The following is a 24,136-nucleotide window of genomic DNA, read 5'->3' as shown; positions in this document are numbered from 1 at the left end:
ACACATCCGGTTCTGATTCAGGGGGAGGGTCATCCACATGACAATATTTGATACCATCATCCGGGGGGCCCGGGTGGTGCTGAGAGATCGGGTAGAACAACTGGATATTGGCATAACTGGTGAAAAAATAACAGATATATCCACACGGCTGACCGCTGGCGAAGCGACTTGGGTCATAGAAGCTGAGGGCCTTACAGTGATGCCGGGTGTCGTGGACATTCATGTACACTTCAATGAACCTGGACTCGCCAGTTGGGAGGGATTTAGGTCTGGATCGGCATCTCTTGCCGCTGGGGGAATCACGACCTATGTCGATATGCCGCTTAACGGCGTACCTCCAACCACAAGGCCGGAAGCATGGGAGATGAAAAAGAAAGCAGCCGTAGACCAATCCTATGTTGATTATGCCTTCTGGGGAGGTTTGGTTCCCGGCAACCGTGAGGAACTTGCTCCACTCTCACGGCTGGGTGCTGCCGGATTCAAGGCATTTATGTCTGAGCCGGGTGGAGATGGGGAAGATATCTTTGCCAGAGCCGATGATCATACGCTATTGGACGGGATGCATGAAATAGCCAAATTAAACCGTGTGCTGGCACTTCATGCAGAGGACGAAGGCATGATTGCCGAACTCGGTGCAAAAAGCATTGCAGAGGGAAGGACTGAACCGATGGATTATGTTAGGTCCCGTCCTGAGGAAGCCGAAGTCGTTGCGGTTGCGCGAGCGTTGAAATACGGTGAACAGACCGGGTGTGCGCTGCATTTTGTGCATATTAGCACCCGGGAAGCACTGGACTTAATTGCAGCGGCTAAACGGCGTGGGCAGGATGTCACTTCGGAGACATGCCCTCATTATCTGACGCTGACCGATCAGGATGTGGTTCGATTGGGTGCTGTAGCAAAATGTGCTCCACCGCTTCGCAGCTCTTCCGAACAGGAGCAGTTATGGGATGCACTGACTTCGGGATTGATTGATGTTATTGCCTCAGACCATTCTCCATGTCCGCCATCCATGAAACAATCTGATAACTTCTTCGAAATCTGGGGCGGTATATCCGGGGCACAAAGCACATTATTAATCATGCTGGAGGACGGACATCTTCAGCGTAATATCGACCTCCCGTTGCTCGGAAGAGTGCTCTCCCTGCAACCTGCCAGAAGACTTGGTCTGGAGAACAAAGGAGAGATTGCGATTGGCAAGGATGCCGATCTGGTCCTGATTGACTGGGAGAACAGCACAACCCTGGACACGGAGGATCTGCTCTATACGCATAAACAGAGCCCCTATGTGGGACGTACATTTAACTGTCAGATTGCAGACGTATTCTGTCGTGGGCAGCGCGTCTACAACTCGGAATCCGGGTTATCTCCTGTGCCTGTCGGGCAACACATTGCGGCTTATTCTTCCAGTCCCATCGAGGCGGGAACGGGGGAGACGCCATGACGGAGTCTGGAGTATACCGGTCATCCGGTACCAATAACGCACCGCTTCCTTTGCCAGATGTGGAACAGGTGGAGCTGCAAGCCATGCTTGACTGGCTGTCGACATATGGTGCGGATACACAAGGTGGCGTCACACGACTGTTGTATGACTCGGCTTGGTGTGAAGCACAACACGCCCTCGCAGCCAAGATGCAGGAGAAAGGGCTGTCTCCCGAGTTTGACCAGTCTGGTAATCTGTATGGCACATTGAAGAGCGAAATGGATGAAACAACAACAACTGGTGCTGAAGAATTACCGATTGTGACCGGATCACATATGGATACTGTGGTGCACGGTGGCAAATATGATGGTGCTTTCGGTGTTGTGGCGGGTGTCCTTGCTTTGGAGTATTTGCAGAAGCATTTTGGAGCACCAAAGCGCACACTTCAAGTGGTATCGTTATGCGAAGAAGAGGGAAGTCGATTCCCTTTTGCATATTGGGGTTCACGCAGTATAACAGGAATAACGTCTCTGGAAGATGTAGAGCATCTGAAGGATCAACACGGCGTTACATTTGCACAAGCGATCCGGGATGCGGGTTTTGGAACTGATAGTGCATATAGACCTGCCGCGAAAAATTACGGTGCCTTTATTGAGCTTCACATTGAGCAAGGTCAGGTCCTGGAACGTCTTGGACATTCGATTGGAGTTGTATCCGACATTGTAGGTCAGAAGCGGTTCAGTATTACCGTAAGCGGGGAAGCGAATCACGCAGGAACGACGCCGATGTCTTGGCGCAAAGACGCACTTGCCGGAGCAGCCGAGATGATTGCTGCGGTAAGGAATATCGCATTGGAAGCTGGAGAACCACTGGTAGCCACGGTTGGGCGAATCACAGCCGATCCGGGTGTTGGGAATGTGGTTGCAGCCCGGGCGGTGTTTTCACTGGATATCCGCCATATCCGGCAGGAAAGTATTGATCGTTGCTGGCAGGATATACTTCAGGCTTTTAGTCGGATCGCAGCCGAGCAGCAGCTCGGATTGGATTGGGAAGAGCATCTATCCGTCACACCCATTCCCATGAACGCGCAGATGATCTCAGACATCCAAGATACCTGTGAGCAGGAGCAGTTGTCCTATTGGCTAATGCCAAGTGGTGCGGGACATGATTCGCAGATTTTTCAGCCGGCTTGTCCGACAGCCATGATTTTTGTGCCGAGTCAGGACGGTATCAGTCATAATCCACTTGAATATACAGCTGAAGCAAACCTGATGCACGGTTTTCGGGTTCTGGTCCGGCTACTCTATAAATACGGTTACGGGAGTTGAATGAAGATGTCCAACTATAAAGAGTTATCTCCGTCCTTGCGGACCATTATGACCCCGGGCCCCGTTGAGGTTGATCCACGCGTACTCAGAGCATTATCCTTTCCGATCCTGGGGCAGTTTGACCCGGAGTTCACATCTTTGATGAACGAGACAATGGCAATGCTGCGAGAGTTATATATGACAGATAACGAGTGGTGTTATCCAGTCGATGGCACATCGCGTTCAGGCATTGAAGCTGTGCTGGTCAGTCTGATCCAGCCCGGTGACAAAGTTCTCGTCCCGATCTACGGACGATTTGGACATCTGCTGGTTGAAATCTCGGAACGCTGTGGTGCAGAGGTTGTTTTTTTTGAAACGGAATGGGGAACGGTATTTGATCCGGAAGAAGTGATCAAGGCGATTCATACCCATAAACCGAGTCTGGTTGCGATGGTTCATGGTGAGACTTCCACCGGTCAGATGCAGCCTCTTGCCGAGATCGGCAAAGCCTGTCGCGACCTTGATATTTTACTCGTCGTGGATGCTGTAGCAACCATTGGCGGGACGCCGGTGGAGACGGATGCCTGGTATCTGGATGCGGTGATGGGCGGGACGCAGAAATGCCTGTCCGTTCCTTCAGGGATGGCACCTCTCACGTACAACAGTCGTGTGGAACAGAAGCTGATGAGCCGCAAAACCGTTGAACGCGGACTCCGAGACGCAACCAGTGCGCGGGCAGAAGGCCGCACCATTGCCAGCAATTATTTTGACCTGAGCCAATTGCAGGATTACTGGAGTTCGGCCAGGCTGAACCACCATACAGAAGCCACCTCCATGCTTTACGGTCTTCATGAAGGATTACGTATTCTGCTGCAAGAAGGATTGGAGGCCAGGTTCCAGAGACATCTGGTGAATGAACGTGCGTTGGTCGCCGGAATTCAGGGAATGGGACTGCAACTGTACGGGGATATGTCCAGTAAACTTCCGGTGGTCACCTGTATTACTATCCCGGAAGGAATTGATGGTGAGTCGGTGCGCAGCATGTTGCTGAACGATTTCAGCATTGAGATTGCCAGTTCATTTGGACCGTTGAAAGGGCAGATCTGGCGGATCGGTACAATGGGATTCAGCTGCCAACGCAAGAATGTACTTCATGTGCTGGGAGCGCTGGAAGCTGTTCTTCTCCGTCATCGTCACGTATTACCTGCCGGTGAAGCAGTGCAGGCGGCATTGGATGTGTATGCAGGGAAGGAGGGCGCTTTATGTTAAATCAGATGCCAATCTCCAGAGAGGTCATGGTTACTACTCCTCATTATCTGGCGAGTGCAGTGGGAAGCTCCATCCTCCAGCAGGGTGGGAATGCTTATGACGCTGCTGTTGCGGTCAGTGCAGCACTGGGTGTGGTATATCCGCATATGACCGGACTTGGAGGGGATGCCTTCTTCCTGATTCATGACGGAGCCAGCGGTGAGATTACCGCCTATAACGGAAGTGGCCGCTCAGCCGCGGGCATTCATGCGGAAACGTTCAAAGCGATGGGTATGAATGCCATCCCTCAGCGCGGTGTACTTAGTGCCATCACAGTTCCGGGAATGGTGGATGCCTGGTGGGAAGTCTGGTCCCGGTACGGAAAGTTACCTTGGGAGCAATTGCTTGAACCTGCCGCGCAGTATGCGGAAAAAGGATGCCCTGTATCCCGGAATCTCCGCCTGTGGATGGAAAGGGATGAAGATTTCATTATGGGGCATACACCGCTGCGAGCGGTATTTGCGCCTTTGGGTACACTTTTGCAGGAAGGTGAGCTGCTGATCCAGCCTGATCTTGCTGCCTCCATTCGTCTGATTCAGACGGAAGGGCGAGATACTTTTTATACAGGAGAACTTGCGGATCGTCTGACTTCGGCTATTCGTGAGGACGGGGGCATGCTCGCACCAGCGGACTTTGCGGGTCATCAGGGAGATTGGGTGAAACCGGTCAGCACGGGTTATCGTGGCTACGAAGTTCATCAGATGCCGCCCAATTCGCAGGGTTTCTCCATGCTAATGATGTTAAATATGCTGGAGCATATTGATCTGTCCTCGGTAGCGCGCACATCACCGGAATTCTATCATCTGATGGCGGAAGTGGTGAAAAAGGCGTTTCGTGATCGTGATCGTTATCTGACAGACCCGGATTTCAGGGACATTCCGCTGGATCACTTGTTATCCAAGAGTTACGGAGACCAATTGTGGAATGAAATTCAGGCTGCTCCACCTGTGGCACAGCCTTTTTTGTCCAAAACGATAGGTCAGGACACGGCGTATGCAGCGGTTGTTGATAGCGAAGGCAATGCCGTTTCGTTCATTCAAAGCCTGTATTTTGACTTCGGTGCAGCGTATGTCCCAGGGGATACGGGGGTTATCATGCAGAACCGGGGGGCGTTTTTCTCCCTAGATCCGAGAGATGCCAACGTACTGGAACCGAACAAACGCTCATTCCATACCCTCATGCCGGGCCTTGTTACACGAGATGGCAAACCTTATATGCTCGTGGGTACACAGGGAGGAGAAGGCCAGCCGCAGACACAATTATCGGTGCTCACCGGAGTGCTTGATTACGGGCTCAACATTCAGGAAGCGATCAGCCTGCCGCGTTGGGTGTACGGACGTACCTGGGGCGAAGAAGGTGATACGATGCGTGTGGAGAACCGATACCATGATGACGTATGTGCAACCCTTGCCCAGTGGGGACATAACGTTGAAGCCAGAGCGCCATGGGATGGTATTATGGGACAGTCGCAAGGTATTGTCATTCGTGAGGACGGCATGATTAGTGGCGCAGCAGACCCTAGAGGCGATGGTATGGCTATTGGATGGTAACAGACAGCGATCGGAAGGTTAGTATTTCATCGGAGTGCAAGTGTAAGTATGTATGAGTTGTACAATATAGATAGACACAGATAGGGGAGATTGGCATGGGAACGATCCTGCTGAAAGGCGCACAGCTTGTGACGATGAAAGCAGAAGAGGAAGTGTTCATCGGAGATCTGTTGATCGAGGATAATAAAATCAAGGAGATTGCAGATCACATCGACGTGCAAGCTGACCAAATCATTGATGCTCGTGGCAAAGTGCTGTTGCCAGGTTTCATCCAGACGCATATTCATCTGTGTCAGACCTTGTTCCGTGGACGTGCGGACGATCTGGAACTGATGGATTGGCTCCGTCAACGTATCTGGCCGCTGGAAGCAGCGCATGATGAGGAGTCCGTCTATTATTCGGCAATGCTCGGATTGGGCGAATTGATCTCCAGCGGAACCACGACCATTCTGGATATGGAGACGGTACATCACACGGACTCTGCGTTTCAGGCGATGGCACAGAGCGGCATCCGGGTCATTTCGGGCAAAGTGATGATGGATCATGGGGACGAGGTTCCGGAACCCCTGCGTGAGGATACAGCAACTTCGCTGCAACAGAGTGTGGATCTGTTGGAGAAATGGAACGGGTTTGGCGGAGGTCGCATTCAATATGCTTTCTGTCCACGCTTCGTTGTATCGTGTACCGAAGAGTTGCTGGTAGAGGTACGTGATCTGTCCAATAAATATCATGTCAAAGTCCACACCCATGCCTCCGAGAATCGCGGAGAGATCGAACTGGTAGAACACGAACGCGGAATGCGGAACATCGTATACCTCGATCATATCGGTCTGGCGACCCCAAGATTGGTGCTGGCCCACTGTGTATGGCTGAGTGAGGAAGAGAAGGAGATCATCCGCAAGCGCGGTGTCAAAGTCACTCACTGTCCTGGATCAAATATGAAACTTTCCTCCGGGGTAGCGGATATTCCGGATCTGCTGAATCGACAGATCGCGGTTGGGATTGGGGCAGATGGTGCCGCATGCAACAACAATCTGGATATGTTTCAGGAAATGCGCCTCACAGCGCTGATGCAGAAGATTCCTCATGGTCCAACAGTGATGGATGCCCGGACTGTATTGCGTATGGCTACCATGGGTGGTGCAGAGGTGCTTGGCTTGTCGAAGGAAATTGGCAGCCTCGAAGTGGGCAAAAAGGCAGATATGCTGCTGCTGGATCTGGATGATTTCCACACGTATCCTTCCTATGAGACGGATGTCTATTCCCGAGTCGTCTATTCCGCAACACGAAGCTGTGTAGATACCGTTATTATTGACGGAAGTATCGTGCTCAAGCATCGTAAGATTCAGACGATTGATCGTGGCATTGTGCTGCGTGAGTCGGATAAGAGCATTGCAAGATTGATGAAACGCATCTGATCGAAGGCAGCTTATGCGATTCCAGAAAGGATGGAGACTGATATGGAAATGCATGATCTGTGTGCAATTACAGCCCGTGAAACGCGCTGTGTGCTCGCAACAGCGATCAAGGTAGAGGGTCATGCTTACCGTAAGCAGGGAGTCTCTATGCTGTTGACCGAGGATGGCAAAATGTATGGCAGTATCAGTCCGGGATGTCTGGAGAGTGATCTTCAGGCCCGGGTGAGCCATGTGCTGGATACGAAGCAGATGGAATTCGCGGAATACGACATGCGTCCCGAGGATGATCTGTCCTGGGGTGAGACGATTGGCTGCGGCGGACTCGTTGTTGTGTTGCTTGAACCTGTGTGTGGTGAACTCCGATATACGTTGCAGAAGATGCAAGAGTGTTTTCAATCCGGCGCTGCAACAGCGTTAACCCGAACGTTCCAAGATGATTACACAAGGGTTCAATATGGCTGGAGACGGATTGAACCAACGGGTACCCGGCGCCAGCCAATCTTGCGTCCTTCGCTCGTCCCACCTCATGATCGCGTGACGAACAATAATCCAGCTTCATTTCAGGTTGATGTACAACACAGCAGTGGTAATCTCAAGCATGAACATACGGCATCAACACAACATTCTCCCGATATACCTCGCCTTACGCTTGTGCCTGAAATGGTATCTGCTACGTCAAACGGATCTCACTCTTCCGATCTATCCGGTGATTCACAACATATCTCTGATGTTGATGCTGAAATAGCGACAAACAACACGGTTTCAACGAATCCCTGGGGCCTTCCGCAACAACTCACTTCGCTGTACACGCCTAAACCTCGCCTGATTATCATCGGAGCCGGGAATGATGTTATTCCTGTTGCCAGACTCGCCCAATCCGCAGGATTCCGAGTAGTTGTAGCCGATTGGCGAGAGTCCTTATGCACCTCGGAAAGGTTCCCTGAAGCTGAACTAGTATTGGGTTTCCCACGTGAGATTATGCCACTGTTAAACGTAAACAACGGAGATTATTTGATTTTGATGAGTCACAATTTTCCCCGCGAACGTGAACTGTTGGAGATGGTAGTGGATTGTGAGTACGCGTATCTTGGCATCATGGGTTCCAAAACACGAACAGCCCGTCTGCTGGATGGTTTATCACCGTTGAAATATGTGCATTCTCCCGTTGGTTTGAGCATCGGAGCAGACGGTCCCGAACAGATCGCCATCAGCATTGCAGCGGAATTGATCGCATGTAAACATAAGGTCTCTTCCTTGAGTTCCGAGGTGCAGAAGGGGAGCGTTGCACATGCGAATGACGGGCATAGTTCTGGCAGCGGGTAAGAGTTGTCGCCTTGGTCGGGATAAACTCTCGGTTGTCATGCCAGACGGGAGGTCACTGGCTGCATGGTCACTGGAAGCTGCGCTGAATTCGGAGCTGGATCAAGTGATCTGTGTGGTCAAACCGGAAGATTCGTTGGCATGGCTGCCTGTAAAATGGATTGATTCAGCCACGTATGCTTATCATCCCACAGCGAGACTTCGAATTGTGGTCTGTGCTGACTATGCCTGCGGCATGGCCAATTCTCTTCATTCTGGCGTATTGTCGGCCATGGAGTACAAACCGGAGGGCATTCTCATGCTTTTGGGGGATCAGCCTTTATTACAAGCACAGGATATCAATCTAGTGACCACAGCACTGGCTACCCACAAGCTGAGTGACTATGTAGCAGCTACCGACGGAGAGGGTGGCAAACCGCCCGTTGCTTTTCGCTCCCATATGTTTGGCCCTCTGTTGTCTTTGCATGGAGATGAGGGGGCACGCAAGATTATGCGCAGCGCTAACTATTCAGGTGTACATGTACCTCTGTCTGAGACTAGTTTCTGGGATGCGGATACAGAACCAGAATTGGAACGTATTCTGAGTTATGTTTATGAATCGCAGCAGACAGACTAAATAACAGGAGAAGATTAATGACTATGAATATTTTAATTACATGATCAGGTCAGCCAGGCAGTCTGGTTGGCCTGTTTGTCTTCTTTTCACCATGGGGAAAGAGAGTTTATGTTAGTTTTCGATAGATCATGATGCATCAAGCACAAATGGAACGCAGGTTTTATACATTTATCCAAAACGATGTGAAGGTAATTGACGTTGCTGCTGAACTCTCATATGATTTGAAGAATTATCTGATCAGACGGTTGAATTTCCTGCCCAAGGAAGAGAGAGAAAGGGGATGCAGCGATGGTAACACCGGCATACGGTTCTGGAGCCATTCCATCGGTATGGCAGCCTGAGAATCTGCAAGAACTGCAAACGTTAAGAAGTAGACTGAAGGGAATTTGTTGTTTCACGGCAGGCGGAACATTGCTGCGAACCCAGTGGGAGGGCGGCTTGGTTCCCGCGCCTGAACACATGATTAGCCTGGCTCGTATTCCTGAAATGAGTGGTATATCTACTCGTGGAGATGAGATCGTCATTGGCGCAATGACCCGATTAAAGGAATGTGCTGCACAAACGTTGCTGCGTCAACTGCCGATTCTGCAAGAAGCGGTGAATGCAATTGCTGCCCCTTCCATTCGAAATGTGGCAACCATTGGCGGGAACATTGTGTCCGGAGTGGGTGATACACTGACTGCTTTGCTTGTATATGATGCAAAGCTGCACTGGTTGACGGATAGCGGAATCGAGACCCGGAGTGTGTCTTCCTGGCTACAGGGTGAACGGGATGGCAGCCGTAATCCAGGGGATGTATTAATCTCGATTCATATCCTGATGAGACCTCCATCTATGTTTGATGTGGACAGTGATCAGAGATTTGCAGCACGAGAAGTTTCCTTTTACCGCAAGCTGGGTCGACGGGAGACGTTCAGTGCTTCGCTGGTGACTGTTGCGTTATACGGTGAGATTGATTTGGATAACCGCTGGACCAAGATTGCGATTGCGGCTGGTGGAGGCTCAGGCATGGCGATGCGACTTCTAGAGTCGGAACAACAGCTTCTTGGTAGCGAAGCTTCTGTCATGCAAGCGGCGACTCTCGCAACTGCTGTGGCTGATGAATTTACGACGTCTGGCGATGCATTTGCAACGGAACATTATCGTAAGCAGACCGCAGGCAACATGCTGGGCGCCGGGCTATGGCAGGTACTTCACAAATAGATAAATGGGAGCAAATAAAGGGGGAGAGGGATTATGCTGCTGAATCGGAAACAGAGCGGGAAACGTTGGCACATGAGGCCAGATGGGGCACCCAAAGTAACAGGCCAGCTTCAATATCTTACGGATATGACGCTACCTGATATGATTCATGGCAGAGTATTGCGAAGCGAATATCCTTATGCTCGCATATTGTCTGTAGATACTTCGGAAGCTGAGGCGTTGGAAGGTGTCTATGCGGTTTTGACCTCCAAAGATGTGCCTGGTCTGAATCGTTTTGGCATAGCGACCCCGGATCAGCCTGTGTTTTGCGAGGATATTGTACGTTATGTCGGTGACGCCATTGCAGCGGTTGCTGCGGACTCCCCGGAACGTGCGGCGCTTGCACTGGATGCGATCCGTGTAGTGTATGAGGAACTCACACCTCTGAATAGTACAGACGCTGCCTTGGCTCCCGGAGCACCAGAGCTGCATGAGCATGGACCAGGTAATGTGCTGCATCGGACGGAAATCAAACGTGGAGATGCCGAGCAAGCTTTTGCGACTTGTGATCATATCGTAACAGAGACGTATTATACGCCTCGTCAGATGCATGCTTACATGGAGACCGAAGGTGGCCTGTTTGTCCCAGATGAAGAGGGAAGGCTGAATGTATACGCGGCAACGCAACATGGTTATAAAGACCGGATGCAGCTTGCGCGCATTATTGGCTGTCCTGAAGAAGACATTCGGGTGGTGTCTTCACCGATTGGTGGTTCATTTGGCGGAAAAGATGAACTAAATGTACAGCCTTATGGTGCACTACTGGCCTTGAAATGCGGACGTCCTGTGAAAATGCATAATTCTCGTAAAGAATCCGTACGTGCAGGGCTGAAACGCCACCCAATGAAGATTGAAATGCAAACTGGCATGAGTCGAGAAGGCATCATCCAGGCGCATCGTGTCCGCATTACAGCGGATACGGGAGCCTACGCCACACTTGGCGCACCGGTGCTGAACTTCTGTACCGAGCATTGCCTTGGACCATACGCCATTCCAAACGTGGATGTGGAAGGTGTGTCTGTGTATACGAATAACGGGCTGTCAGGTGAGTTTCGTGGATTTGGCGGGAACCAGGCGATTTTTGCCATGGAAGGCCAGATGGATCGGCTTGCAGCAATCTTGAACATGGACCCTTGGGAGTTCCGCAGGCGTAATATGAGGGAAAAAAATGATCCTGGACCACTGAATCAACGCATTCTGGTCACGGACGGGCTGTCCCAAGTATGGGAGGCATTGGATCGCTCCGAACTGTGGCAAAAACATCAGAGTCCCCCCGCAGATCCTACTCTGCCGCCGTGGATCAAACGAGGTGTCGGAGCGGCCATCGCCATGCACGGTGCAGGGCTGGGTTATGGCATTCCAGATCCTGCAGGAGGCCGTCTGTCCCTGAATAACGAAGGCAAGATTGAGGTGGCGTTCAGCTACGAGGAATTTGGTCAGGGGCTCGTTGCAACGCTGGAAATTATGTTATGTGATCTATTCCAATGCAGTACATCGGATCTCAGTATCATCATTGGAGATACGGATCGTGTGCCACACAGCGGATCAAGCACAGCTTCACGTTCAACAACGATGGCCTGGATGGCTCTTCAACGCTTGCAGACTCCATTTCGTTCCCGTGTTCTCGATGTCGCGTCTGAAATGTCCGGCGTTCCGGCAGATGAACTGGTGACAGGGCCTGGGGGAATATGGCGCAAAGGCCAGCTTCCTGCCGAAACTTCAGAAGTAGAAACAGATGTGCAAGGGACAGGAAAGAGTGAGAAGGAAGTAACATTGGCCCTGGAAGGCGTGAAACAAACGTCTGCTATAGGGAATGAAAGTGATCAAACTGCTGAAAGTTATTTAGGTTTATCTCAACACCTGGTGAAAGAGAGTGTTTCATCAGGCTTTGTGGTTTCGTATGCTGAACTCGCAACGCAGGGCGAAGCCGATGAATGGATTTTCGATACAAAGTTTGATTACCCAACTACGCCAGACAACGTGGTAGGCGGGCATTATTTGTATACGTATGCGGCGGTTGCGGCAGAGGTGGAAGTAAATACATTGACCGGAGAAACCAAGCTGCTGGATACGCGCCATGTTGTTGCGGCAGGTCCAGTTATCAACCCTATGGGCTATATCGGACAGATTGAAGGCGGGAGTGTCATGGCGCTTGGATTCACGTTGACCGAGGATGTGGTCATGCAGGACAGCCGTTATGTAACCACTAACCTCGACACGTATCTGATCCCAACCATTCAGGATATTCATACCAACCTGGAGGTTGAGGCTATTGAAGACTTACCAGAAGGTGATGCGTTTGGCCCTAGGGGGATCGGTGAGATTGGCTCCGTTGCGCTTGCGCCAGCCATAACAGCTGCAATTCATCAGGCAACAGGCGTATGGGTTAACCGTCTTCCTGTACCGAGGGAACAACTGGTCAGACCTTTAAATGTACCTTTGGAGGAAGGAGTGAGCCCGTCATGAGTAAACCACTTGAGAGTCACTGGACAGCCGTTGTGAACGGCGAACAGAAACATCTGGAGATCGCGCAAACGACCCGACTTGTCGATGTGCTACGGACTCATTTGCAACTAACGGGTACCAAAGTATCCTGCGAAGTCGGTCGATGCGGCGCATGTATGGTTCTGATGGATGGAGAGCCCGTGAACTCCTGTCTTGTCATGGCTTATCAATGTGAGGGAAGTGACATTATGACGATTGAAGGTCTGCAAGGGGATGAGAAAGGCACTCTGCATCCGATTCAACAGGCTTTTGTGGAGGAAGGTGGCTTCCAGTGTGGCTACTGCACTCCGGGCATGGTGATCTCAACCAAGGCATTACTGGATGCACATCCTGAGCCTTCTCAAGAACAGATTGAAACGGGATTGTGCGGGAATCTGTGTCGTTGTACCGGCTACGGTGGCATTATTCGGGCGGTACGCAAGGCAGGGGAACGCTGTGTGGTAAAGGAAACGTCTGCCGAGGAAACCGTTAGTTGAGCCGGGACGCAGGACGTAGATATAAGCAAGGGCAATTGAAGAAACGTTCTTTGAAAAAGCATCCGATCCAGGAATGCTTTTTTTTTTTGTTTTTATAGGTTTTCTGCCAAGTACATTCATCTAACGGAAGATGAAGTTTAGGCCCGAAGCTGGTTAGATAATGAATCGTTTTCGAATTGTCTTCAATATTGGTGAGACGATGGAGTAATGTTGTTCAAAGTACTGGTACAAAAGAATTTCAAACATTCTGATTCACCATATATTTACAAATATTGGTGTGCGTGCTATGTTTGAAATGAAAGCGCCATCATGAATGGGTTCATTGACATTTCATTATCATATTTCACTTGGGAAGGAAGATGGAATTGATGAAAAATTTGCTCAAAAAGGCAACCGCAATGATGCTGGCATTGGTCCTACTGCTTGGATTAATGATAGCACCCGTTCATGCAGACACACCATTGTTCACCATCGAAAGCGAAAATGCGCAGCTCACCCCGGATCTTCAAGTGGTTACTTCAATCTATGGACAACCCAAGCCCGGATTCTCAGGGGCCGGATTTGTCTGGATGCAGAACTCTGGCACATTAACCTTCACAGTTACTGTCCCGGAAACCGGCATGTACGCAATCTCCACACGATATATGCAGGAGCTCAGTGCAGATGGCAGGTCACAAAATTTAATTGTGAATGGTGTTACGAAAGGTGCGTACATGCTGCCTTACACGACAACATGGTCAGACTTCGATTTTGGCTTTCACAAGCTGAATCAGGGTGCCAACACGATTGAGCTGAAGGCTGGCTGGGGCTTCGCGTATTTTGATACTTTTACAGTGGATCATGCTGATCTGGATCCCCTTAATGTGCAGCCAGTTCTCACTGATCCTGAAGCTACACCGGAAACTCAAATTTTGATGAATTATTTAACGGAGGTATACGGAAACAACATTATTTCTGGTCAGCAAGAGATCTACGGAGGAGGGAATGACGGAGATACAGAGCTTGAATTCGAGTGGATTCATGATTTGACCGGAAAGTATCCGGCTATCCGTGGCTTTGATTTGATGAACTATAATCCGTTGTATGGTTGGGAGGACGGCACAACCGATCGCATGATTGATTGGGTGAATAACCGTGAAGGTATTGCAACAGCTTCCTGGCATATCAATGTGCCTCGTAATTTCAATACGTATGAGCTTGGGGACTTTGTGGATTGGAAAGAAGCTACGTACAAGCCAACCGAAACGAATTTTAATACAGCAAATGCGGTAATTCCCGGTACGAAAGAGTATCAATACGTGATGATGACCATCGAGGATCTGGCCGAACAATTGCTGATTTTGCAAGATAACGATGTGCCAGTGCTTTTCCGTCCGTATCATGAAGCAGAAGGCAACGGCGGGCTGAACGGGGAAGGTGCATGGTTCTGGTGGGCTTCGGCAGGCGCAGAAGTGTACAAAGAGCTATGGGATCTGCTTTATACCGAATTGACCGAGACGTATGGCTTGCACAATCTGATCTGGACCTACAACAGCTACGTATACAGCACTTCTCCTGCCTGGTATCCGGGCGATGATCAGGTAGATCTTGTCGGATATGATAAATACAATACGATCTACAACCGTTATGACGGTTTGTCCGGCGTACCGAATGAGGATGCAATTACCTCGATTTTCTATAAGCTTGTTGAGTTGACAAACGGTACGAAAATGGTAGCCATGACGGAGAACGACACGATTCCAAGCGTGAAAAATCTGACCGAGGAGAAATCAGGATGGCTGTACTTCTGTCCTTGGTATGGCGAGCATCTGATGAGTTCTGCATTTAATTACCCGGCAACACTGAAAACGCTTTACCAAAGTGATTATGTCATTACGTTGGATGAGCTGCCGAATTTAAAGGTTAACAATCCCAACCCCAGCGCATCCATTACACCTGCAAACTTCGAATTTGACAAATATGCACCCAATCAAGCCGACAAAGCCGTAACGGTGAATGCAAATGGTAATACGCTGATCGCTCTTCGGGCAGGCAACAATGTGTTGACCGCAAATACGGACTATACATTGAGCGGAAGCACATTGCTGCTGAAAAAAGCTTACCTGGCGACACTGCCGGTTGGCGAACACTCGATTGTTCTGGATTTTAACCAAGGCCAGGACCCTGTGTTAAAAGTCAAAATCGTGGATTCAACACCGGGCACCAATGCTGTGATTTCACCTGTGAATGAAACTTTTGATAAAGCGACGAATTCCGCGCAGGATATTAATGTATCTCTCACCTTGAATGGCCATCAGCTTACAAGCATCACCAAGGGGAATATTACTCTTGTAGAGGGTCAGGATTATACAGCATCCAGCTCTGCTGTTGTTCTGAACAAATCCTATCTTGCCATGCTACCCCTTGGCCAGAATGAGTTGATTTTTCACTTCAATGGAGGAAATGACGCTGTGCTAACGGTGAACGTCGTAGATAGCACCGTTACTGTGCCAGCAGGGGATTTGACGATTCAAGCTTTTAACGGCAATACAAGTGCATCCACCAACGGAATTTCACCCAAATTCAAATTGGTCAACTCTGGTGATACGGCCATTCCGTTAAATGATGTCAAACTCCGGTATTACTATACAATTGACGGGGAAGAAGCTCAGAGTTTCTGGTCTGACTGGGCCAGTATGGGCAGCACAAATGTAACGAGTCAATTCGTTAAACTGGCGACTCCAGTTGCCGGAGCGGATCATTATCTTGAAGTGGGCTTTACAAGTGCGGCGGGATCACTGAATGTGGGCCAGAGCGCAGAGGTTCAAGCACGCTTTTCCAAAAACAATTGGACGAATTACACTCAGACTAACGATTACTCGTTCAAGGCAACCGGTAGTCAGTTTGCAAACCATGATAAGGTTACCGGGTATGTGAATGGTCAGCTGGTATGGGGAATTGAGCCGTAAGGAATAATGAACGGTTGATGGGCTGGATCAGGGTTGAACCTCTGATTCAGCCTTTTTATGGTGTAGAAGGTGTATACCGATTAGACGGAATGTTCTTTTTCACTTTTAGTATGTGACGATGTATCCATGTCTGTTAATATGCGATCTATTATCCTTTTCGTATGGCCCATGATGAACTGAAGAAGCACACCTGCACAACATACGGTTATCAACGTTCCAAGCCCGATCGGTCCACTGAGCAGAAACGCCAGAATTAAAAATACAAGGTAAATGAATGTTCTAGATACAAATAAGGGCGTTCGAGTGATTTCATGCAGGATTAATGTTAAGCGGTCAATCGGAATGGGTGCAAAATTGGTCTGTAAATAGATGGCCGTGCCGATACTTATGATCACTATACCAATGACAAAAGTCATTAATTTGCTGTACCAAACTTCGGGTGTGATCAAGGAATCAGATACATAAAGCCATATATCAATCCCCACACCAGTAATGAATGCGGTGACGAGCCCCAGAAACTCAGGTTTTTGCTGCTGCAAAAGCGAATTGCATCCAATTAATAGGAAAGCAATGATGACCTCCCAGCTTCCTACGCTTAGCCCTACATGATGTGACAGCCCTACCAGAAGTGCATCAAACGGTGAGGTACCCAATTCAGATTGGATGGTAAGGGAAATGCCAAGCGTTAAGATTAGAATACCTGCGACAAAAAGCACATATTTCACTTTATTCAACCTCTTTTTAATATTATGTTGCAAATACAACAAAATTGAGCTAAATTCAATGTAACCCTTTTTTATTGCATTTGCAACAAATAATTAACTTGTTAAAGGAATGTGAATATAGATGACCATTCGTATAGAGATATGTACCATTGAACATGTATGTGAACTGCAGGAGATTAGTTATGAGACGTTTAATGAAACGTTTAAAGCGCAAAATTCACCCGAAAATATGAAAGCTTATCTGGAAAAGGCGTTTAATCGGGAGCAATTAAAAACGGAACTGTCCATTGCAGACTCACAATTTCTTTTTATTTACGTAAACAATAAAGTGGCTGGGTACATGAAGGTAAATATGAATGATGCCCAGTCTGAGAAGATGGGCGTGGAATCCCTTGAGATCGAGCGGGTATACATCAAGAAAGAGTTCCAAAAACATGGCCTTGGTAGAGTATTGCTTCATAAAGCCATAGAGATGGCAATAGCACATCACAAAAAGAGTATCTGGTTAGGGGTATGGGAGAAAAACGAAAATGCCATCGCTTTTTATGAAAAGATGGGGTTTGTAAAGACTGGAGCCCATGCTTTTTACATGGGAGATGAGGAACAGATTGACTTTATAATGACCAAAACGCTACTGTAACTGGTTCATTGAGGTGAAAAGCTTGGGAGAAAAAATGCAATTATGCAGAATTCTTTCGGGCTTTTTTATGATTTGCCAGAACCGTTGAATAATGAAATGAAGAAATGGACGAGAGTTATTACATAATAAATACTATGTAAACTTATTATTTTCGATGCCCCTCATAAGCTGCATCTATGGCTTTAGCAAAAGTTAAAGGCCTGATTAATACATAATTGACTGTAGAAATTAGCTCAATAACCGTCAAGGGAGCAGGCTGATCTCAAGGATTATCATTGCAGTTTATTAGATTATTTCTGCGTTTGGGCAGCCAGTCGAAAATCGTTTTCGTTTGTAGGCTATTAGATAGCGTTACGTTCTTAATAATCAGTGTATAAGTTGTATATACCTCATGTTAAAAGAACTCTTTGCACATGAAACGGACGTGTTAATCCACCATGATGAATTATTTAGTTTTAGAGCGGAAAATGGAAAAAAAAATTAATATTTCAAGTAATAAATCAGGAGGATTGGACTCTTGAAACGAGCCAAAAAAGGAGCGAAATCAATCAAAATATTAATTGGATAAATAAGGTATACATTGTTAAAAAGGCGCTACTACGCCGGATTATAGATCAATTTCATATGGATTTGCGATGGATTTAGTGCCGCTTTCACGTTATGCTTTTGGAAATTGGAAAGGAAGTGGGAAAAATGGAACGCGAACTGGCGTTGGAAATTGTCAGAGTAACAGAATTGGCTGCGTTAGCTTCAGCACCCTGGATGGGACGAGGCGACAAGAACAGTGCAGATGAAGCGGCTACTTTGGCCATGCGCGCCATGTTCGATTCCGTGTCCATTCGCGGCACGGTGGTAATCGGTGAAGGAGAAATGGATGAAGCACCCATGTTGTACATTGGCGAGGAAGTGGGCAACGCTGAGGGGCCTGAGGTTGACGTGGCTGTAGACCCGCTCGAAGGTACAGAAATCGTGGCCAAAGGACTAAACAACGCTCTATCGGTTATTGCAGTGGCGGGAAAAGGTAACCTGCTCCACGCACCGGACATGTATATGGAGAAACTGGCGGTCGGCCCTGCGCTTGTAGGCAAGGTAAGCATTGAAGACCCGGTTGAGGTCACACTGGAGAAAGCCGCTGCCGCATTGAACAAAAACATCTCGGATCTGACGGTGATGATTCTGGATCGTGTACGACATGAGGGCACGATTAAGACACTACGCAAGGTCGGCGTGCGGATTAAGTTCCTCAGTGACGGTGATGTTGCGGGTGCAATGGCACCGGCTTTTCCGGAGGCGGGCATAGATCTGTATGTCGGATCTGGAGGAGCGCCAGAAGGTGTGCTGGCTGCCGCAGCGCTATCTTGCCTTGGGGGTGAGATTCAAGGTCGTCTGATGCCTGCCAACGCAGACGAATTCCAGCGTTGCCTTCAGATGGGGATTGATAATCCTTACAAAGTGTTAACGATGCAGGATATGATCGGTACGGAGGACGTCATTTTTGCAGCAACAGGTGTGACGCCAGGTGAGATCTTGGGAGGGGTGCGGTATCTTGCGGATGATCGCGCCGAGACGGATTCGATTGTCATGCGTGCCAAAACCAAAACAATTCGGTTCATTCGTTCCCAACACTTCCTGCCGAATAAAGAAGTGCTGCACAAAGTAAGACAGCTCCAATCCATGCCAGAACCATCGGACCGCATTCCGAGTCATGTGAAAACAATGGAACAGGCTGAGTTTAGTCAATCCTCCGTTGATCTTGGCGTTACAACCACGTTGTGAGCTGGACTCTCCATAATTGAACAAATAGGATCAACTGAAATCGTTGTATTGAGTTTGATAAGTAACTTGAACCCCTAAGATTACAGGTGCTTGAATCATTGAAAGTACCATCTCTGGTAAGATAATAATGAGGGCTTGGATTAATCCAAACCCTCATTATTTTTTGTGTTAAAAGCATTGACAACGGTTACATGACATGAGAAAATGTACGCGCGTACATAAATATTTATTTTTAACCATTATATGATTTAATGATGAGCTATATAAGTTGAACTAATCATTTACACGATAACGGAGAGGACAGAAAAAACTGGAAAAGCGAAGCGTTCGCCTAAAAGCTTTCTGAAAGAAAGCTGCATCGGAAGCATACGCTATCCCCGGATTTTCCCTTAAGAAAAGGGAATCAAAAAAATCTGGGGATAACAGCGATTGGAAGGTTATTCTGTCATCGTAGTGTCAGTGTAAATAACCTTTAGTTCAACTTATATAAAAGGGGGTGAAATTCATGGCATCTCGTAAAGAAGTGGCTGATCTTGCGGGTGTTTCCGAGGCAACGGTCTCCCGGGTGCTTAATGGGGTAGGTCCTATTAAAGAAGAGACACGCCGCAAGGTTCTTGAAGCTTCTGAACAGTTAGGCTATGTGCCCAGCGCTCTTGCTCGCAGTTTTGCCAGAAGTAAAAGCGGGAACCTTGGCGTGGTATTACCTTATGTTCCGAAGGCGCATCTGTTCTCGGCGTATTTTTTCTCGGAAATGCTGAGTGGGATTGGAAGCAAAGCCAGAGACAATGGCATGGACCTGTTGGTTATGTTCCGGACACCTGGTGAAGTAATGAATTATACGGATCTGTTCCGGCGTCAGAAAGTGGACGCTTGCATTATCCTAGGTGCCAGAGACGATCATGAAGAACTGGCGGCCATGCAGCAGCTTCACCAGGAAGGACACCCATTCTGTGTCATGAATCAGCATTTTGAGGGCCAATCATTCACGGAAGTGGATGCGGATCATGTGGAAGGAAGCAGGCTTGCCATACGTCATCTTACGGATCAGGGATATCGCAAAGTCGCTTTTCTCAATGGTCCGGACAGCTACTCCAACAGCCAGGAGCGAATGAAAGGTGTCCGTCTTGGCCTGCAAGAAGCAGGTATGGAGCTGGACCCGAGTCTATTGCTTGAGGGGAATTATAGTAGACGAAGTGGCATTGAGGCGGCAGCGATTGTAGCAGATCGCCTACATGAGATTGATGCTGTATTTGCGGCCAATGACCGGATGGCCATTGGTGTCATGCATGGTTTGCGTGAGCGGGGAATAGGGCCTGCGGATTTTCCGGCATTTGTGGGTTATGACGACTCCGATGCCGCCGAGATGGCGGTTCCGCCGCTGAGCAGCGTCAGGGTTCCATTTTTTGAAATGGGTGAACTTGCAGCATCGAAGGTTATGCATGGGTCTGTGGGTGACACACATCAAGCGAATAACTCTGTTGTAGCGGTAACCGAATCAGCGAGAGCGTTGTTGCCTACCGAACTGATCATTCGTGCTTCTTCTATCCGTCAATAGTTTATTGGTACACATATTGAAAGACTTTTTATTATTCCAAAGGAGGAAATGACCATGTCAAATCGTCTTCGTGTCGGAATGGTTGGATACAAGTTTATGGGGAAGGCCCACAGTAATGCCTATCGCAGTCTGCCGATGTTTTTCCCGTCTGCTCCGCTGCAGCCTGAGATGTCTGTGATCTGTGGACGTAACGAGCAGGGAGTGCAGGAGGCAGCGAATCAGTTCGGCTGGTCCGAAAGTGTAACGGATTGGCGCGAACTGGTGAAGCGGGATGATATCGATCTGATTGATATTAACGCACCAAGTGATGCCCATAAAGAAATTGCGTTGGAAGCGGCTCGTCAGGGCAAACATCTGTTTTGTGAGAAACCATTGGCCCTGTCCCTTGCGGATTCACGTGAGATGCTTCAGGCAGCAGAGGATGCTGGAGTCGCCCATATGGTCGGGTTCAACTACCGTTTCTCACCAGCGGTGCAATTGGCGAAGGATCTGGTGGAGAGCGGACGACTGGGTAAGATCTATCATTTCCGTGCTTTTTTCTTGCAGGACTGGATCATGGACCCTTCGTTCCCGCTGGTATGGCGTTTGCAAAAAGAAGTGGCTGGCTCTGGTTCCCATGGTGATCTGGGCGCGCACTTAATCGATCTGGCTCGTTTCCTTGTTGGTGAATTCCAGGAAGTCATCGGCATGAGCGAAACATTCATCAAAGAAAGACCACTTGCAGCAGAGATGACCGGGCTGAGTGCAAAGGGCAGTTCGAATGCGGATGCACCGAAAGGAGAAGTGACCGTCGACGACGCTACGTTGTTCCTGGCACGATTCGCAGGAGGGGCGCTGGGCAGCTTCGAGGCTACACGTTTTGCAGCGGGGCATCGGAGTACAAACTCGTTTGAGATTAACGGTAGTCTCGGCAGTGTACGATTTGATTTTGAACGGATGAATGAACTGGAAGTGTATTTTACAAAGGATGAAGAGGACGTACAGGGATTCCGCCGTGTACTGGCAACCGATCCGGCACATAAATATGCTGAAGCCTGGTGGCCTGCCGGACATACGATTGGATTCGAGCACACGTTCACCCATGAAATGCTGGAGCTGGTGACAGCAATCTCTGAAGGACGCCAACCATCACCGAGTTTCCACGATGGGGTCGCTTGTCAGGCTGTACTGGAAGCGGTAGAACGTTCGGTGACGGAGCGACGCTGGGTGACACTTGAAGAGATGTAAGTGAGCAATCAAGGCGGAGAAGTCATGATTGGCGTTGAGCACAACTAAACTAGTTGAAAGCGAGTGGATAAACGATGAGTAAAGCACTGATTGTATGGGGCGGCTGGGATGGACATGAACCGGAGCAGGTAGCAGCGATTTTTGAGCGTATTTTGAAGGAAGAGCAGTTTGAGGTTGAAGTCTCGAATACGTTGGAGTCTTATGCGGATGCAGAGAAGCTGATGGGTCTGGATCTGATCGTGCCATTGTGGACGATGGGACAGATTGAGCAGGAATTGGTCAATAACGTATCAGCGGCTGTTCAGAGCGGTGTGGGCTTGGCTGGTCTTCATGGCGGGATGTGTGATGCCTTCCGAAATAACGTAGACTGGCAGTTTATGACGGGTGGACAATGGGTTGCTCATCCAGGCAATGATGGTGTGGAGTATATGGTTAACATGAAGCGTGGCTCTAGCCCGTTATTGGATCATATTGAAGATTTTCAGGTGAAAAGTGAACAGTACTACCTGCACGTAGACCCGGCAGTGGAAGTGCTGGCAACAACTCGTTTCCCAGTGGTGACTGGTCCGCATGCGGCGAATGGACCGGTAGATATGCCTGTTGTCTGGACGAAACGCTGGGGCGCAGGGCGGGTATTCTACAACTCACTGGGACACCATGCAGACATTGTAGACATGAAACCCGTGACTGAAATGATGCGCAGTGGATTCAAATGGACAGCAGCAGGCAAAGAGCTTGCCAAGAGTCGAGTAAGTGCATCAACCGAAGTGTACACAGGTATGGCGGACAACCAGAACTAATGAGATTGTAGTTTGATTGCAAACGTAACTTCAGTGTTAACCATTCATCCTTAACGGATAAACCATTTCTGATCCACGGCGAAGGGAGCCCCAGGTATGAAAACAATGAAAGTAGGCATTATTGGCTGCGGTAAAATCAGCGGAATTTATATGGAAAACTGTCACCGGTTCGAGGTGCTGGAACTTGTTGCTGTTGCGGATCTCGACCGGAAACGTGCCGAGGAGCAGGCAGCAGCCTATAACGTGCCTAACGTATACAGCGTCGACGAAATCTTGGCTGATCCCGAGATTGAGCTGATCATCAACCTGACGATTCCTTCCGTTCATGCGGATGTATGCTTGCGTGCGCTTGAATCTGGCAAACATGTTTATGTAGAAAAACCGCTCGCTGTTACCCGTGAAGAAGGGCAGGCCGTGCTCGAAACAGCAAAGAGTAAAGGATTGCTCGTGGGCTGCGCGCCAGAGACTTTCTTTGGTTCAGGCATCCAGACTTCACTTCAATTGGTGGAGGAAGGAGTAATCGGCAAGCCGGTTGCGGCGACCGCATTTATGATGAGCCGTGGTCATGAGCACTGGCATCCCGATCCGGAGTTTTATTATGCCTCTGGCGGTGGGCCAATGTTTGACATGGGTCCGTACTACCTCACGGCATTGATCCAACTGATGGGACCGATCAAATCGATTGCAGGCATGACGGGTAAAGCCATGGAAGAGCGGACGATTACCAGTGAGAAAAAGAGAGGTCAGACGGTTCCCGTTGAAATTCCTACTCACGTTACCGGTCTGTTACAGTTTGAACAGGGAGCCATTGGCACACTGATTACAAGTTTTGACGTATTTGGCGGAAGTGCATTGCCACCGATTGAGATATATGGCACACACGGTACATTGCAGGTACCTGACCCCAATACTTTCGGTGGTCCGGTTCGTTACCGCTTGCTGGGTGAACAGGAATGGACGGAAGTTCCGCTTCTCCCAGGCTATCAGGAGAATACACGCGGCATCGGTGTGGCCGATATGGCCTATGCAGCACATAGTGGACGTGCACACCGTGCGAGCGGGGAACTGGCATACCACGTACTTGAGGCCATGTGGGCATTCCACGATTCATCAGATGAGCAGACGTTTTACCAGATGAAAAGCTCGTGTCAGCGCCCGGCTGCATTGCCGGTGGATCTGCCATTGTATACATTGGATAAATAAGATAGCCATTATGGCTTATGTCATAATGAATAGCCCCTTTTCCTTCAAACAAGGAAAGGGGCTATTTTTAATTAAATCAAAAAAATTGGAGATAACAGCG

The 24,136-nt window shown here is 49.0% G+C and carries 18 protein-coding genes; 17 read left to right on the top strand and 1 reads right to left on the bottom strand.

Translation table 11 applies throughout. The features are described 5' to 3' along the window. Window positions 1-37: 37 nt before the first annotated feature. From allB to J2X75_RS09865, 11 genes are all read left to right on the top strand, one after another. Entirely contained in the window at window positions 38-1,441 is a 1,404-nt protein-coding gene (allB, locus tag J2X75_RS09915) for an allantoinase AllB (RefSeq protein WP_310336095.1), read from the top strand. Next, window positions 1,438-2,748, top strand: coding sequence for a Zn-dependent hydrolase (locus J2X75_RS09910; protein WP_310336094.1), 1,311 nt, complete (start codon window positions 1,438-1,440; stop codon window positions 2,746-2,748). The genes allB and J2X75_RS09910 overlap by 4 nt, the downstream gene beginning before the upstream one ends. Window positions 2,749-2,754: 6 nt before the next feature. Then, window positions 2,755-3,996 carry a pyridoxal-phosphate-dependent aminotransferase family protein gene (locus J2X75_RS09905; RefSeq protein WP_310336093.1) on the top strand — a complete coding sequence of 414 codons (1,242 nt, stop codon included), beginning with the start codon at window positions 2,755-2,757 and terminating at the stop codon, window positions 3,994-3,996. Continuing rightward, on the top strand, window positions 3,990-5,585 hold the full coding sequence (gene ggt, locus J2X75_RS09900; RefSeq protein WP_310336091.1) for a gamma-glutamyltransferase: 1,596 nt from the start codon (window positions 3,990-3,992) through the stop codon (window positions 5,583-5,585). The genes J2X75_RS09905 and ggt overlap by 7 nt, the downstream gene beginning before the upstream one ends. 95 nt (window positions 5,586-5,680) lie before the next feature. Then, window positions 5,681-7,003, top strand: a complete 1,323-nt coding sequence (locus J2X75_RS09895) for a 5'-deoxyadenosine deaminase (RefSeq protein WP_310336089.1) — start codon at window positions 5,681-5,683, stop codon at window positions 7,001-7,003. A 42-nt stretch (window positions 7,004-7,045) separates the two neighbouring features. Then, on the top strand, window positions 7,046-8,326 hold the full coding sequence (locus J2X75_RS09890) for an XdhC family protein (protein ID WP_310336087.1): 1,281 nt from the start codon (window positions 7,046-7,048) through the stop codon (window positions 8,324-8,326). Continuing rightward, window positions 8,292-8,939 carry a nucleotidyltransferase family protein gene (locus tag J2X75_RS09885; RefSeq protein ID WP_310336086.1) on the top strand — a complete coding sequence of 216 codons (648 nt, stop codon included), beginning with the start codon at window positions 8,292-8,294 and terminating at the stop codon, window positions 8,937-8,939. Before J2X75_RS09890 ends, J2X75_RS09885 begins: the two co-directional genes overlap by 35 nt. Before the next feature lie 288 nt (window positions 8,940-9,227). Beyond that, complete coding sequence (locus J2X75_RS09880) at window positions 9,228-10,142, top strand: FAD binding domain-containing protein (protein WP_310336084.1); 915 nt, start codon at window positions 9,228-9,230, stop codon at window positions 10,140-10,142. Window positions 10,143-10,175: 33 nt separating this feature from the next. Continuing rightward, window positions 10,176-12,647: a molybdopterin cofactor-binding domain-containing protein gene (locus J2X75_RS09875; RefSeq protein WP_310336082.1), complete on the top strand. Its 2,472-nt coding sequence runs from the start codon at window positions 10,176-10,178 to the stop codon at window positions 12,645-12,647. Beyond that, window positions 12,644-13,162, top strand: a complete 519-nt coding sequence (locus tag J2X75_RS09870; protein ID WP_124115177.1) for a (2Fe-2S)-binding protein — start codon at window positions 12,644-12,646, stop codon at window positions 13,160-13,162. Before J2X75_RS09875 ends, J2X75_RS09870 begins: the two co-directional genes overlap by 4 nt. Window positions 13,163-13,530: 368 nt before the next feature. Next, the gene (locus tag J2X75_RS09865; protein WP_310336080.1) at window positions 13,531-16,110 is read left to right on the top strand and encodes a X2-like carbohydrate binding domain-containing protein; all 2,580 of its coding nucleotides are present in this window, start codon (window positions 13,531-13,533) and stop codon (window positions 16,108-16,110) included. 80 nt (window positions 16,111-16,190) lie between these two features. On the opposite strand, the gene J2X75_RS09860 is transcribed toward J2X75_RS09865, so the two are convergent. Then, window positions 16,191-16,835: a YczE/YyaS/YitT family protein gene (locus J2X75_RS09860; protein WP_310336078.1), complete on the bottom strand. Its 645-nt coding sequence runs from the start codon at window positions 16,833-16,835 to the stop codon at window positions 16,191-16,193. A gap of 121 nt (window positions 16,836-16,956) precedes the next feature. Here J2X75_RS09860 and paiA point away from each other — a divergent pair, with 121 nt between their 5' ends. The 6 genes from paiA to J2X75_RS09830 all read left to right on the top strand — a co-directional run bounded on the left by paiA (window position 16,957) and on the right by J2X75_RS09830 (window position 24,036). Further along, window positions 16,957-17,475 carry a spermidine/spermine N(1)-acetyltransferase gene (gene paiA / locus J2X75_RS09855; RefSeq protein ID WP_310336076.1) on the top strand — a complete coding sequence of 173 codons (519 nt, stop codon included), beginning with the start codon at window positions 16,957-16,959 and terminating at the stop codon, window positions 17,473-17,475. 693 nt (window positions 17,476-18,168) lie between these two features. Further along, window positions 18,169-19,251: a class II fructose-bisphosphatase gene (gene glpX, locus J2X75_RS09850; RefSeq protein ID WP_310336074.1), complete on the top strand. Its 1,083-nt coding sequence runs from the start codon at window positions 18,169-18,171 to the stop codon at window positions 19,249-19,251. Window positions 19,252-19,756: 505 nt separating this feature from the next. Beyond that, window positions 19,757-20,806 (top strand): LacI family DNA-binding transcriptional regulator, encoded by a 1,050-nt coding sequence (locus J2X75_RS09845; RefSeq protein WP_310336072.1) that lies wholly within the window; start codon window positions 19,757-19,759, stop codon window positions 20,804-20,806. A 54-nt stretch (window positions 20,807-20,860) separates the two neighbouring features. Further along, the gene (locus J2X75_RS09840) at window positions 20,861-22,033 is read left to right on the top strand and encodes a Gfo/Idh/MocA family protein (protein ID WP_036613779.1); all 1,173 of its coding nucleotides are present in this window, start codon (window positions 20,861-20,863) and stop codon (window positions 22,031-22,033) included. A 74-nt stretch (window positions 22,034-22,107) separates the two neighbouring features. Then, window positions 22,108-22,833 (top strand): ThuA domain-containing protein, encoded by a 726-nt coding sequence (locus J2X75_RS09835; RefSeq protein ID WP_076250357.1) that lies wholly within the window; start codon window positions 22,108-22,110, stop codon window positions 22,831-22,833. A 96-nt stretch (window positions 22,834-22,929) separates the two neighbouring features. Next, entirely contained in the window at window positions 22,930-24,036 is a 1,107-nt protein-coding gene (locus J2X75_RS09830) for a Gfo/Idh/MocA family protein (protein WP_310336067.1), read from the top strand. Window positions 24,037-24,136 lie beyond the last annotated feature (100 nt).

Source organism: Paenibacillus sp. 2003 (assembly GCF_031455635.1).
GTDB lineage: Bacteria > Bacillota > Bacilli > Paenibacillales > Paenibacillaceae > Paenibacillus > Paenibacillus amylolyticus_B.
Note: the sequence above shows the minus strand (reverse complement) of the source record. Positions and strands in the feature narration are given on the sequence as shown.

Excerpts from the sequence above, each read along its gene's own strand:
- allB (WP_310336095.1), top strand. The coding sequence starts at position 38 with ATGACAATATTTGATACCATCATCCGGGGGGCCCGGGTGGTGCTGAGA.
- J2X75_RS09910 (WP_310336094.1), top strand. The coding sequence starts at position 1,438 with ATGACGGAGTCTGGAGTATACCGGTCATCCGGTACCAATAACGCACCG.
- J2X75_RS09905 (WP_310336093.1), top strand. The coding sequence starts at position 2,755 with ATGTCCAACTATAAAGAGTTATCTCCGTCCTTGCGGACCATTATGACC.
- ggt (WP_310336091.1), top strand. The coding sequence starts at position 3,990 with ATGTTAAATCAGATGCCAATCTCCAGAGAGGTCATGGTTACTACTCCT.
- J2X75_RS09895 (WP_310336089.1), top strand. The coding sequence starts at position 5,681 with ATGGGAACGATCCTGCTGAAAGGCGCACAGCTTGTGACGATGAAAGCA.
- J2X75_RS09890 (WP_310336087.1), top strand. The coding sequence starts at position 7,046 with ATGGAAATGCATGATCTGTGTGCAATTACAGCCCGTGAAACGCGCTGT.
- J2X75_RS09885 (WP_310336086.1), top strand. The coding sequence starts at position 8,292 with ATGCGAATGACGGGCATAGTTCTGGCAGCGGGTAAGAGTTGTCGCCTT.
- J2X75_RS09880 (WP_310336084.1), top strand. The coding sequence starts at position 9,228 with ATGGTAACACCGGCATACGGTTCTGGAGCCATTCCATCGGTATGGCAG.
- J2X75_RS09875 (WP_310336082.1), top strand. The coding sequence starts at position 10,176 with ATGCTGCTGAATCGGAAACAGAGCGGGAAACGTTGGCACATGAGGCCA.
- J2X75_RS09870 (WP_124115177.1), top strand. The coding sequence starts at position 12,644 with ATGAGTAAACCACTTGAGAGTCACTGGACAGCCGTTGTGAACGGCGAA.
- J2X75_RS09865 (WP_310336080.1), top strand. The coding sequence starts at position 13,531 with ATGAAAAATTTGCTCAAAAAGGCAACCGCAATGATGCTGGCATTGGTC.
- paiA (WP_310336076.1), top strand. The coding sequence starts at position 16,957 with ATGACCATTCGTATAGAGATATGTACCATTGAACATGTATGTGAACTG.
- glpX (WP_310336074.1), top strand. The coding sequence starts at position 18,169 with ATGGAACGCGAACTGGCGTTGGAAATTGTCAGAGTAACAGAATTGGCT.
- J2X75_RS09845 (WP_310336072.1), top strand. The coding sequence starts at position 19,757 with ATGGCATCTCGTAAAGAAGTGGCTGATCTTGCGGGTGTTTCCGAGGCA.
- J2X75_RS09840 (WP_036613779.1), top strand. The coding sequence starts at position 20,861 with ATGTCAAATCGTCTTCGTGTCGGAATGGTTGGATACAAGTTTATGGGG.
- J2X75_RS09835 (WP_076250357.1), top strand. The coding sequence starts at position 22,108 with ATGAGTAAAGCACTGATTGTATGGGGCGGCTGGGATGGACATGAACCG.
- J2X75_RS09830 (WP_310336067.1), top strand. The coding sequence starts at position 22,930 with ATGAAAACAATGAAAGTAGGCATTATTGGCTGCGGTAAAATCAGCGGA.